This window comes from Sulfurimonas sp. (assembly GCF_016744025.1).
Taxonomy (GTDB): domain Bacteria; phylum Campylobacterota; class Campylobacteria; order Campylobacterales; family Sulfurimonadaceae; genus Sulfurimonas.
The window spans coordinates 1-11,691 of record NZ_JADGFC010000082.1 but is presented as its reverse complement, the minus strand read 5'-3'; the positions used below and the strand labels follow the sequence as shown (position 1 = coordinate 11,691).

The following is an 11,691-nucleotide window of genomic DNA, read 5'->3' as shown; positions in this document are numbered from 1 at the left end:
TCATGCAGAGCAACTTAGAAAAGATATTAAAGAAAAAATGTAGAATATTATTTTAAAAGTGTTATGTAACCTGCTTTTATCATTAATACAATAGTAAAATATTAACTATTAATAAAAGTCTATATCATTGGGATTAATAATAGTAAATTAAATAGTTAATACCTAGTTAAATAAAAAACAAATATGTAGCAGCTAAATCTGAAGAAGAAAAAAGAGAAATGATTAAGAAATACCTGTATATTCATAAAGATTATCTTACAAACACGCTAGAAATAATAAAAGAAGACAAGATAAATAAGACAATTGAATTTGTCAACGCCTATGGGTATGAAGCCTTAAAGCACAACACCTGCCATAAGAAGCTAAACATTGGTGATTTTCGTGCAAGGAACAGAGCGCTCTATAAGAAGCTCGAAACAGAAAAAGAAAAAGAAGAGATGCGTAAGGAGTACGATGATATTCATAAAGATTTTCTACTTGAAGGGCAAGAAGTTAGGGATAGAGATAATTTGATTACTCTGCTAGACTTTGTAGAAGCAAACGGTTACGAGATGCTTGAAAGCAAGACAACGTACAACAATAAAGGAATAGGTGAATTTAGAGCAACAAAGAGAAAGAAATTTAAGGCACTTAAATGTGACATGTTGAAAGCACAACTGATTGAGGAGTTTTCGATGCTGCCAATAAGTTTTTTAGGAGAAGCAGCAGTTAGGTTTACTGAAAACAATCAAATTGAAAATTAAAAAATACCTCATTACACAACGACATAGACAAACATAGAACACGACAAGATAGTTACAGAGCTAAGGAGATTGATAATAGTAAATTAAATAGTTAATACCTAGTTGAACAATATGAATAAAGACACATCTTTAATTAAAAAAGCAATACACTAACAGGGAGCGACATTTGCTATTTAACTATCTATTTATATGGCTTATTGATGTTTATTAGATTAATTTATATGAAGATAAACAGCAGAATTAAGTCATTTCTAAAAAGAAATTTTTTAAGTATATTAAAACATAAAATATTATGTTATTATTTGTCAATATGCAACACGTTAAATGAACCATTAAAAATATAAAATTATAATTATATAAGTTTGCACTCCCTCTTTTACAGAATTAAACGAGTTAATATTTTTTTTACACACAAATATGTTTATCATATTTATCCTCGTAGACATGTCATTATGAGATTCATATAATCTAACACTATAAATGTTTAATTTGTCGCTAGATGCTATCAGAACCTTCAAATGTTAATAACTTTTTCATACTACAACCGATATAATCATAATATCAACTAAAAAGACAAAAGGGTTTATATGAAAGAGGACAAGATACAAGTCTCAATTAGAATTCCAAGCAAACTCCACCTCAGAATTATTGATGTGATGAAAAAAAGCCCTCCCGAAACAAGCAAGACTGATATTATTGTAGAATTACTTGAGAGCTACTTTAGATTAAGAGATTCTGAGAAGGATGATGTAATAACTGAGATAGATAGTATCTTTAGTGTTGAAAACAAAGTGTTTATGCCTCGCATAATATATAAACAGTTATTGACGAAAAGCGATTATGTTGTAGATAAAGAGATTAAACAAGGAATAATTGATACTACTGTTATTACTGATACTGCTTTTATAATAATGGAAGTAGCACTCGACACTAACGCTATAATGATTGAGTTGCTAGTGCAAAAGAAAAGTATAGAGTTGTCCAACAAAAAGATAGAAATATTAGAAAGAAAACTCAAATAGTAGACTTGGGTTCAAACCAAGCTACTTTCTATTTTACTAAGAATTTTGAAAGTTTCTTTCTCGCCTCATATATCTCACCATTAAACACCACAGAGGGAGTTCCTTTTAACCTTATGTCTTTTCCAATTTCCATATCTAAATCGACTGAATGATTATTAATGTCACTTATACTATAGTTAGTCTTAAATGTCGTGTTGAAAGTGTCTAGAGCTACTTGGTTATCTTTCATTTTATATACATCAAATAACTTATTAAAATTAGCCTTATAAACCTTTAGTTCTATGTCTTTGATTCCATCTTGTTTGGCAAGCATCATTGCTTTAGAAACTGTTTCAGCAGTAGGATGTAACATTTTTAATGGATAGTGATAATAAAAAACAGCAACGTCTTTTTTACTTTTTAGTGACTTGTACACCGAGGGAAACATATTAATACACGCTATACAAAGTGGATCTGATATTATGACTACTTTATTTTTAGCGTTAAGTTCGCCAGAGATCAAATGTTCTTTATTGTAGTATTTATCATCAAGTTTAAACGATTTTTCAAAAGTTTTTATTGTCAGTTTATCAGCTCTTTTTTTTATATTTTGTAATCTAATCTTTTCTTGTGTTTCAAACCTAATGCCTGTTTCCATATTCATAAGAGAGTTTGTTTCATATTTGCCATCAGTAAAAACTACCATTGGTGTTTTTAGCGGCTTTTTGTTCCTATTATCAATCAATGAAATATCAAATGTATACATTTTCCACTTATCATCAACGGCCTTTTTATTTATAATTTCTATAGATTTAATACTATAGTTTTTATTTGCCGTAATCATCTTCTTTTGTACTTCTATCATTTTTTCATCTAGCTTAGATTGACTACTGGTAGAAGCCAAGCAAGATGACAACCCTAGTAACCCTGCTCCAACAATATATGCTATTTTTTTCATATTTATTAACCTTTAAGAATTGTATTATGTAATACAGATTATAGCTAAATGTTGTTAATTTTTATCTATCCTGCCGGCAGGATAATACATTATTAAACAATTACTTAATGTCTTTAACTGCATATAGACGTATTTTCAGAAATATTTATCTATATTTAAAGTAACTAATCTTACAATAATACATATTTTTATATTAAATTTTTAATTCCACATGTTTTGTCTTCTTTTACTAGAACACAACTTTTCTATTTATTTAGAATCCTCATCTGTTATTAAAAAAAGCTCAAAGCGTAACTAATTGAATAATTAGCAGTGATTTACTTCACAACTCTTCGAGAACAGTCATATGACTTAAAATTAAGACGGTTAATATAACGGCTGTCTATAAACCCCTCTAATTGCGGGAAAGCACTAAAGCTTTAACTACTAACTTGTGCCGGTGACGGTGAACTAGCTCTATTAGCTACACAAGGGCAAACAGTAATGTGTTTGATATAGTAAAAATGTTAAAGATGATGTAGGTATAAAAGAAGTAAGCAAGAGCCTTTCACTTGCTTACTTCTTTTATACCTATTGAAATGGCCAATCATTCGCAGCGAAGTTTCTCTTCGAGAAATGTGCTCAACGACTATCGAACGGACAGAATATGAAAAGACTGTAACCTAGTAGAGTAACTCACAAATGCGTTTACTGTTTTCTATTTATTAAAATAAATAGGGAAATAAAAAAAATGGCAAATAAAGAATTCAAAAACTTACCAAGAAATGTATCTCATGTAGATAAAATGAAAAATGTAACGGACTTCTTAGGTTCATTGAATGTATCATTGGATAGCAAAGAAAAAATTGAGAACTATAGTGATTACTATTTGTTCCAAAACCTCTATAATAGTATCTCTGAAATAATGAGAAATAAAGATCTATTAGATGATAGAAACATCAAAACTAATGTTCACACAATTGTTTCAAGTTCAAGTTCTACAAATGATTTAGCATATATTGCAGGAAATCTTGACAGCGTAATGGATTCAATGAGAAGTCAAATATCTTTTCAAGGAACAGCGGGCGATTTCAAAAAAGTTACAGAAACTGCAGCTTCTTGGGAAAAAGCAAATAAAGAATCTACTGCTCATGTTGAAAAACTTAAAACTATCGTGGATACAAACCTAAAAAAAGGCTTTGGCTCTAGATTTCAACTTAGAAAATTGGATTATGCTACTTTTGAAGAAAATAAACCACAAATTGAAATACTTCTTAATAGTGGCAAATCAATTGATGATGTTGTCACTGAATTAAAAATTAAGAAAAATCTTGTAGAGGACTTTTCTATAAAACTTGATGGAAAACGCTTAAATGAAAATATTGAATCTATCAAAGAAAAAATATCTGAAAATATTAGCAGAGTAGATATCGCTGCAGAATATAAAGTTACGAAAAGTAGACTTAATAAGTTTTTAACTGCAAATAAATTAGCAGTCAATCAAGAAACGATAGAAGTGGTGAAATCAGCTTAACCTTGTAATACAGGTCAAACACAAAATAGTAAAACAGTAAATATTGGAGTGAAACGGGGGGAGTAAAATTGCACAACAATATAGCTGTGCAATTATTTTACTAAGATATAGTCTCGTCCATTCAGATAACCTCTGGAGCAGTTAATCATACAGTCCTTTTTCTTTTAAACTAATGCTTGTGTGATGAGCGGTTAGGTAGTTGCGAACCTAGCGAAGATTGACGAAGCTTACATTTATTTGTAAGACATTATTTTCATATTCTTCTTCTTAATCAGAAGAACAACGATCCCTTTCTTGCAGGGACATTACTTAATTGTTATCGAAAAAGATGCATATTTTATATGTAGAAGATAATGAATCTCACGATATGTCTGTTTGGTATTTTCAAAGGAGCTTTCTTTTGGTTAAGGAAAGTTGCCAGAAAATATTAAACATCAAGGATATATCATGAGAACAACCCAATATAAACATAGCTGTTGTTTCTACTTTGTTTGTTATAAATGTGGCAATTTTTACTATATAAATTACTCTTGATCTATTAAAGCACCTCATTAATACGCCAATGCTTTTCTAGTAATGCTAGAAAAATCATATGCCTCAAGCAAAGAAAAAGGAAATAACATGCAAAAAATAACTACAAATACCCAAGATTTTTTAAACAAAATATTCATGGGAGATAATAAAAACAACTCAAATTCTTCATTTGCAGATATTGCAAAAAATGATATCAACAATATTTTAGTTGCTCAAAAAGAAAGCATTACAACTACAACTAAGTATTTTTGCTCAAAAGTAAGGTTAGAAACTTATTCTCTGACTTTATCAATAGCACAAAATCAATTAGCATGTGGGAGAGGGTAATGAGTTCTTCTACTGAAACTACCAGTAATAATAATCCTGAAACAACTAGCGAAACAATTCTAGTTGATAAGATATTTACAGAAGGCATCAAAGCCCTTTTTGTCAACAAGAAGGTACTCTGATGTGTCTAGTATCATATTATGATTATTTGTATTATTGGCAGACTTTAAATAGGAGGAACAGTACATTACGTATTGTTTCAATATGCTACAAAAAAGATCTTCTTTTTCTTTATTTATAAAGTTTTTCTATAACTGACCTAACTCTGCCGGCAGGGTATAGTTGTCCTACCCTACCCTCTAAATTTCTATCTTTTATTTGCAACAAAATATTCTTTATTCAATGAACTTACTAAATCTGAGTCGAGTACTTCTTGAGCATTAAATGTGGCATAACTATTATTCTTAGGTTCATTATGCATCTCAATCATATATCCAACTTTTTTATGAACTACCGAGCCACCCATCAAAGTTGCATCAGTGTATTTACTTGTCATTACATCACAATTACTTCTGCCATGACCAAATGTAAAATTGTACTTCGGGTTTATTCCTGAAATAAAACTGCCCTCCCCTGAATCACACGAATCATAAGCCTCTTGCACATTAGATACTTTTCTTTCATTAAATTGTGTCACAAGTTGACTCGGAGATATTATTGTGAAATATTTATACCCTGAATCTATAGTTTTTTTAGAAGCCGCGGCAAACGAATACATATAGTTAGTTCTGACAACACTTCCAACCATTATCATACCTAGTGATGTAGAATCTTGATCAACTGTTATATATACTTCTGTTGTACCTTTATCAGGGCCATTTATTGCAGTAAGGTAGCTCGTTGTAAATCCACAACCAGAAAGTAGTAATAGAGCTGCAGTACTTGCACTTATTGATATAAGCTTTTTGAACATTGGTAATTCCTTTATAATTATATTTCAAAAATTATAACAAAACATAACTTTAAGATATATAAATTCCACTATACTTAAAATATGTGATATAATTCAATCCATGATACTTAGAATCTATCCTGCCGGCAGGATAAAAGGAACAAAAATGACAAAACTAAAGCTTTCTGGTTTCGCAATAGCTGTTATAAATCAAAAAGGTGGAGTTGGTAAGACTACTACTGCACAAATACTAGCGAGAGAGTTAGCAAAAGACAATAAAGTGCTTCTAATAGACTTTGATGGACAAGCAACATTAACAGAGCTAATTGATCTATATGAACATTACGAAAAAGAGGATTTAGATTCATACTTAGAATCTAACTCAATATTAAAAATATTTAATAGAGAATCAATATCTCCATTAGATATAACACACACTGCAAATGCTAAATCAAAAAGAAATGTACAAATCAATGAACTTCATTTCATACCATCACCTGGAAATATTCTTAGTTTTACTGCTGAAGCTGTGTCAGGTGGAAAAGATTTATTGTTAAAAAAATATATAAATTCAATCAAACATGAATATGATTATATAGTGATTGATAGTCTTCCTAGTGTGTCTACTCTTTTTAAAAACGTTCTCTTAGCTGCCGACTCATTGATCATACCAATCCAAACAAAAACTAATGCAATTGCTGGTGCAAACGAATTCATAAAGGTTGTTGATGAAGTTATGGGTGATTATGACTTAGAATACAAAAACTTATTTATTCTCCCTACTGTTTACAATTCACAAAGAAGAAATGACAATGATGTTTTAGCAGAAATAAAAACTTCATATTTAGACTTCATTGCAAGTAGAGAATTCGTTGGTCAAACTAAGACGCTTGTTTTAGAACCAATACCAGAAAGAGCAGTATACTCAAATGCCCAAGATGTTAGAATGAATGTACAAGACTATATCGAGTCTTTTGACAGAGGTAAAAGAGATGTTCTTCTTTTACTTGAAAAAATCACTAAAAACATTAAAAAAAATAGATAGGAATAAATATGGCTGGTTCAACTAATCTAAAACCAAAAAGAAAAGATATATCTGCGTCCAACACTCATATAGTTGAAAAAATTAAAGGTGATATAAAAAGTCATGAAAAAACAAGTATACTAATTGAGTCAATTAAATCTCCTAAATATCATGACAGGAGATATATAAATAAGCACTCTATAGTTGAGCTTTCAGACTCTATTAAAGCAAAAGGTCTTATATATCCTATTGTTGTTAGAATACTTAATGACGGCAGCTATGAAAGGATTATTGGGTATAGAAGATTAGAAGCTTATAAGATATTAAAAGAAAAGAAAATTCCAGCAATCATTCTAAAAAACATATCAGATGCAGATGCTATTCTTTTAATGGCAACAGAAAATATACAGAGAGAAGACTTAAGTGTGTACGATGAGACATTAGCTCTTTTAGATTATCTAGGTGTTTCACTAGAGCTAAACCAAAAAGACACAATTAAAATTCTGAATAGATATAAAAACTTTAGTTCTGGTTCTGTAGAGTTAACTCAGGAAGAAAAACTTCGTTTTGAAAATATAGAAAATATACTTGCTAAAACTGGTAAAGTCACAACAAATGCACTTGTCAATAGGTTAAGCATCCTTAATGTCCACCAAATGCTGAAAGTAGAACTTAGTAAAGGTGATTTGTCTATTAGTATCGCACAAATACTAAATAAAATTGATAATGAAAAAATTTTAAAAGTTGCTCTAAAAGAGGTTTTAGAGCAGGGCTATAGCAAAAGAGAAACATCTTCATACGTCAATAGTCTTCTACCATCAAAAGAATCTAAACCTGAATCAGGGATTAAAAGAATAAGTAAAATTAAATTGGATCAACTTGATAAGAATAAAAAAATAGAAATAGAGAATTTAATCAACAAAATATTATCATTAATTGATGAAAAATAAATATAATGTTAATTGCAATGCTTATATTCACCATCCTATTTATGTTAGCTTGTGTATTTCTTTTTTATCAAAAGAAGAATAAGGCAAGAAAAAGATTCAGAGAGCAAGACTATATCTTTGACAGTTTTGTATAATTTATCCTGCCGGCAGGATAAATTAGTTTTTAGAGTAGGACTTTTTCTTTTTTAAGAGAAATTACTTTTCTTTCTTCTTTCACTTCAATCACACTACCTTTTATTATTTTTCCATTATCCAAATAAGAAATTTTTAATTTTGGCAACTTTCTTGTTTGTTTGTTTTTATGGAAAATTATAGTTCTTTCTAGATTTTTGTCATTTACATGTATCCTAATAAACACTTTTGCTAAATGCGATGCCGTAGAAGAATTTAACACTCCCATTCTTTCACTAGAATAGTCTTCTTTACTTGCTAGAGCTATTAAATGAATCGACATTCTTGTTTTCTTACAAACTTCGTCAATCCTATTGGCAACATCATTTATAACGTCCGTAGGATTTAAAAGTTTAGGATGCAATACTTTGTGTAGAGAATCAATAGCAACAAGCTTACAACCGCTATTTGCCATCCCATATAAAGTAGAAATTAAAGAAGGTAAAGAATGAGAATCAAAATTTAAACTAAGACTATCAATGTCGATATCAATACCACTTTTACGAAGCTCTTTAAGTCTAACTTGGTAATCATTCTCACCAAATTCTAGCGAAATAATCCCTGCTTTAGTTGTTTTACTCGCTCCTTCTGCAATACTATAAGTTAAGTGAGTTTTTCCACATTCAGGTGGTCCAGTGTAAATCACTAGCCCACTTTCATCAAAACCACCACCTAACTCATCATCCAAAAAAGGTATATTTGATGGAACTCTTTTAATTCCTCCTGAACCTTCATATTTCTCTAGCAGTTTTCTTGCACTAATAGTCTTTTGTGTATTTTCATCACCCTCTGATATAAGCGACAGTTTTTCTCTAAGTTCACTTATCATTTCAGATGGCTCTGTTTGTATTTCTAGCTGTTTAGATATTTCAACTCTTAATCCTATCAAATCTCTAAACATTCTGTTTTTTCTTATTTCAAGTATGTAAGGCGTTGTATTTGCTAGAGGATTTGCACTCAATATTGTCATAAGAACCTCTTCACCCCCAACAAACTTTTGTCTATTTAACTCCTTAGAAATAAATAGTTCGTCAATACTTAGGTTTTTTTTGCTCAAAGCTACAATAATGTCGAAGATAACAGCGTGTGCAGGTAAATAAAAATCTTCTTTAACAAGGAAGAGTAGGGGGTTTATTTCTTTTTTTTCAATTTTTTCAACATCTTCAAATATTATTGAAGATAATAAAGTTTTTTCATATTCAAGGTCATAATATTTATCTTCGCCCATTATAATAATCCTAGTGGAACTAGAAAGTTAGAAGCTATTAATGCCGCTATTTCCAATTCATCAACATCTGAGAAGGTAACTTCATTTGTTTCAATTTTATGATTGTCTTGTTCCCATTCTCCGATATATTTACTGCCCTCATGTTCTATTTCAAATTTAAAGTCTCTTTCTTGTGTGGGATCATATCTACCATTCGTTAGCCATAGATTTACAACTGAGCGCCAATCCTTATTTTTTGTCTCGTTTTTCTTATAATGATTATAAAAAGTAAAATAAAAGTGCAGGGCAGAATTGAACTCTAACGAGATAGCTGCTTTGATAATATCAGCAATAAGAGATACATCATCAGATGGCAAAATCGTAGACTTAACTCTCTTTTTCTTTGGCTCTTGCACTTTAAGAACTTTTTTTAAATAGTTAAGACTCTCTGATGGTGTATTTACATTCTCTACATCATATTTAGCGCTAATTAATGACATTGATTCAGCGTCATATATTACATCAACTAAATTACTATACTTGAATATCTCTAACACTTTTTCTTCACACTTTATTTCTGTTTTAGCTTCTTCTATCCAAGACTCAACAGTTCTTCCTGCAAGAACAGTTAAAGAAGGAATTTCACTTTCCAGTTGAGAAGCAATAGAAATAGCAAATGTTTTAATACTATCAAATTTATTTCTAAGACCTGAATCACCAGAAAAAATAATCAATGCTATATAATAATACAGAGACTCTACATCATCTCTCAATGATTTTTCGTACCCTTGTATTACCCATCTGAATTTTTCAATTGTTGTTTTAGCTCTTAAAGCATTTTCATCTCCCCATTCATAACCTCTTCGTTTCAGAATGTAACTGATAGTTCTATGATCATGTTTATTGAAGTCTTCTATACATGGTTCTATAATATTTGAAATATATCTGTCAAATCTATTGTAATCATGTCCAAATTTTTTCTGTAAATTCTCTGGAGAGAAATCTGTAAGTTGTCTGTACTCTTGTGCGAATTGTATTGAAGTAATATAAGTATCAATTGCATATGTATTTTGCAATGAAAATTTTTGACGAACAGTAGGGTTGAGTGACACATAATCAATACCTTGACAAACTATATGAGGAATAATATCTTTTGAAAATAATATAGCGACATTCTTGACATATTTTTTCTTATTTCTGAAAACCTTATTATCCAAAGGATTAATGTCAGCATTTATAAAATCTTCTATTTCAGGGAAGTGTGTTGCTATTTCCGGAGTAAGAGTAATATCAACACCAACGATCTCTACTCTCTCGCTAAAAACTGTTTCTTTTATTTCCATGGTTTCTAGATCAATTACATCTCTCTTAACATTTCTAGTGCTTCTACCGGTAATACTGATTAAAAATCCTGCTTGACTCTTAAAAGATTTAGCAGACTTCAAATTAGACATTTTAATAATATCTCCAAAGTCTATGTCCATTCTTGGATTACCTGTGAACTTTTCAAGAATTTTTTCATTGACTACCTGTTGTATAGCTGCAGCTCTAATCTTTTTTTCTTTGTATGGCAAATTTATGGCATTTAGATTGTGCTCTTGAAATTTATCATTAAGTTCTTCTAATGCCTCTTCTCTGAAATCAAAGTAATCAAAAGTATTTTTAACTTCTGATTGAAAGTAGCTAACTAATGCATCATTGAGTCTCTCTTGGTTAGGAGAATTGGCTTTAATATTTGAAACAACTCTTTCTCCATTAATTACTCTTACTAACTGTTTTTTTACAGGGGTTACATCCCCTTGAGCAAAAGCTCTATCTATTCTAAGTTCATGTGTATTTAATTTTGAATTAGGCAATGGTACAAACCTTTTTAATTGATGGTTTGATTATAGCCTAATGGCACTCAAATAAGCAACAAAAGCAACACGTTGCCACTACTATAAGTAATATAACCCAATATTGGCACTCAAATAAGTAACATATATGGCATAATGACACTCAAATAAGTAATATTTTAACTTATTAGGCACTCAAATAAGTAATGTAGCTTGTCATTATGTATTAATTACGTTAAATCAGAAAATATTTGCACTATATTAGTGATTAACTCTCTATAGCGTTACTTATTTAATATATTGAAGGCACATTGCCGACTTTATGACAATTTATTGCCGACTTTATGACGATAACGAAAATGTATTACAGACTTAATGACATTGTATTGCCGACTATGTGACATTGTATTACAGACTTTATGACATTTATATATTATTAAGTATTCTCTGTATCAACCTTGTAGCAGTCTCTATAAGCTTTTTAAATTGTTAAAAAAGAACTCTCTATATTAATATAATAATTATAATATTATTTT

The 11,691-nt window shown here is 30.1% G+C and carries 10 protein-coding genes; 6 read left to right on the top strand and 4 right to left on the bottom strand.

Annotation, left to right across the window (positions count from 1 at the left end; all coding sequences use genetic code 11):
• The first annotated feature begins 218 nt into the window (after positions 1–218).
• On the top strand, positions 219–743 hold the full coding sequence (locus tag QZZ48_RS10980) for a hypothetical protein (protein ID WP_294965638.1): 525 nt from the start codon (positions 219–221) through the stop codon (positions 741–743).
• A gap of 587 nt (positions 744–1,330) precedes the next feature.
• The gene (locus QZZ48_RS10975) at positions 1,331–1,765 is read left to right on the top strand and encodes a hypothetical protein (protein WP_294965636.1); all 435 of its coding nucleotides are present in this window, start codon (positions 1,331–1,333) and stop codon (positions 1,763–1,765) included.
• A gap of 28 nt (positions 1,766–1,793) precedes the next feature.
• Here QZZ48_RS10975 and QZZ48_RS10970 read toward each other — a convergent pair whose 3' ends face one another.
• Positions 1,794–2,702, bottom strand: a complete 909-nt coding sequence (locus QZZ48_RS10970) for a thioredoxin domain-containing protein (RefSeq protein ID WP_294965634.1) — start codon at positions 2,700–2,702, stop codon at positions 1,794–1,796.
• Between the two features lie 730 nt (positions 2,703–3,432).
• On the opposite strand from QZZ48_RS10970, the gene QZZ48_RS10965 reads away from it, so the two are divergent.
• Positions 3,433–4,215 (top strand): hypothetical protein, encoded by a 783-nt coding sequence (locus QZZ48_RS10965; RefSeq protein ID WP_294965630.1) that lies wholly within the window; start codon positions 3,433–3,435, stop codon positions 4,213–4,215.
• A gap of 621 nt (positions 4,216–4,836) precedes the next feature.
• Positions 4,837–5,076 carry a hypothetical protein gene (locus QZZ48_RS10960; RefSeq protein WP_294965628.1) on the top strand — a complete coding sequence of 80 codons (240 nt, stop codon included), beginning with the start codon at positions 4,837–4,839 and terminating at the stop codon, positions 5,074–5,076.
• 307 nt (positions 5,077–5,383) lie between these two features.
• Here QZZ48_RS10960 and QZZ48_RS10955 read toward each other — a convergent pair whose 3' ends face one another.
• A complete protein-coding gene (locus tag QZZ48_RS10955; protein WP_294965625.1) occupies positions 5,384–5,989 on the bottom strand; it encodes a hypothetical protein in 606 nt (201 codons plus the stop codon).
• Between the two features lie 145 nt (positions 5,990–6,134).
• Between QZZ48_RS10955 and QZZ48_RS10950 the strand changes: the two genes are divergently transcribed.
• Both QZZ48_RS10950 and QZZ48_RS10945 read left to right on the top strand, forming a co-directional pair.
• Positions 6,135–7,013, top strand: coding sequence for a ParA family protein (locus QZZ48_RS10950; protein WP_294965622.1), 879 nt, complete (start codon positions 6,135–6,137; stop codon positions 7,011–7,013).
• A gap of 8 nt (positions 7,014–7,021) precedes the next feature.
• Entirely contained in the window at positions 7,022–7,942 is a 921-nt protein-coding gene (locus QZZ48_RS10945) for a ParB/RepB/Spo0J family partition protein (protein WP_294965619.1), read from the top strand.
• Positions 7,943–8,105: 163 nt separating this feature from the next.
• Here the strand turns inward: QZZ48_RS10945 and QZZ48_RS10940 are convergent, their stop codons facing one another.
• Positions 8,106–9,341, bottom strand: a complete 1,236-nt coding sequence (locus QZZ48_RS10940) for a DnaB-like helicase N-terminal domain-containing protein (RefSeq protein WP_294965616.1) — start codon at positions 9,339–9,341, stop codon at positions 8,106–8,108.
• Positions 9,341–11,176 (bottom strand): hypothetical protein, encoded by a 1,836-nt coding sequence (locus QZZ48_RS10935; protein WP_294965614.1) that lies wholly within the window; start codon positions 11,174–11,176, stop codon positions 9,341–9,343. The genes QZZ48_RS10940 and QZZ48_RS10935 overlap by 1 nt, the downstream gene beginning before the upstream one ends.
• Positions 11,177–11,691 lie beyond the last annotated feature (515 nt).

What these genes read in the sequence shown, in the direction of transcription:
- QZZ48_RS10950 (WP_294965622.1), top strand. Translation starts at nt 6,135, where the DNA reads ATGACAAAACTAAAGCTTTCTGGTTTCGCAATAGCTGTTATAAATCAA.
- QZZ48_RS10960 (WP_294965628.1), top strand. Translation starts at nt 4,837, where the DNA reads ATGCAAAAAATAACTACAAATACCCAAGATTTTTTAAACAAAATATTC.
- QZZ48_RS10975 (WP_294965636.1), top strand. Translation starts at nt 1,331, where the DNA reads ATGAAAGAGGACAAGATACAAGTCTCAATTAGAATTCCAAGCAAACTC.
- QZZ48_RS10955 (WP_294965625.1), bottom strand. Translation starts at nt 5,989, where the DNA reads ATGTTCAAAAAGCTTATATCAATAAGTGCAAGTACTGCAGCTCTATTA.
- QZZ48_RS10945 (WP_294965619.1), top strand. Translation starts at nt 7,022, where the DNA reads ATGGCTGGTTCAACTAATCTAAAACCAAAAAGAAAAGATATATCTGCG.
- QZZ48_RS10970 (WP_294965634.1), bottom strand. Translation starts at nt 2,702, where the DNA reads ATGAAAAAAATAGCATATATTGTTGGAGCAGGGTTACTAGGGTTGTCA.
- QZZ48_RS10940 (WP_294965616.1), bottom strand. Translation starts at nt 9,341, where the DNA reads ATGGGCGAAGATAAATATTATGACCTTGAATATGAAAAAACTTTATTA.
- QZZ48_RS10965 (WP_294965630.1), top strand. Translation starts at nt 3,433, where the DNA reads ATGGCAAATAAAGAATTCAAAAACTTACCAAGAAATGTATCTCATGTA.
- QZZ48_RS10980 (WP_294965638.1), top strand. Translation starts at nt 219, where the DNA reads ATGATTAAGAAATACCTGTATATTCATAAAGATTATCTTACAAACACG.